Source organism: Cobetia sp. SIMBA_158, from assembly GCF_046566945.1.
Lineage (GTDB): Bacteria > Pseudomonadota > Gammaproteobacteria > Pseudomonadales > Halomonadaceae > Cobetia > Cobetia amphilecti.
Genome location: NZ_JAWJYL010000066.1, coordinates 1 through 448 on the forward strand (window position 1 = coordinate 1; position 448 = coordinate 448).

The window sequence follows — 448 nt, forward strand, 5'->3', positions numbered from 1 at the left end:
TGTCATGTCCATGATAATTTAATTTTTGAGAATATGATTGAATTTCAAGAATCTATAAATTCTGAAGAAAGGGGATTAAGTAGTACCCTTACTACACATGAAACAATTATTTTTGGTGAATCTATAGTACCGAAAATGGCAGTTAGAACACAGGATATGAACAAAATAGTTGAACTTGACATATTAAAGACTATTATTGAAAAGGCAAAACAGATTATTGATGAACAAATTCAAAAATATAAGAGTGGAGATATTAGTATTGATGAAGTTTTTCAGAGTGTTCAAATAACAGGGGGGACACTTATGAAACATTTTTCAAAAATGCTAGGTGAGATTGATGGACTATTAGAAGATTCAATTGAATTAGAGAACTCATTAAATGAATTTATGAATCAATTTTACATCGGCGGAGTATGGAATGATTTTGTAATTGCATTAAGAAGTATAG

General features: G+C 29.0%; 1 protein-coding gene. It reads left to right on the forward strand.

Translation table 11 applies throughout. From position 1 onward, the window contains the following. Positions 1–448 (forward strand): hypothetical protein (locus R2R70_RS18985; protein ID WP_410978748.1); only part of this gene is annotated, 448 nt, incomplete at both ends.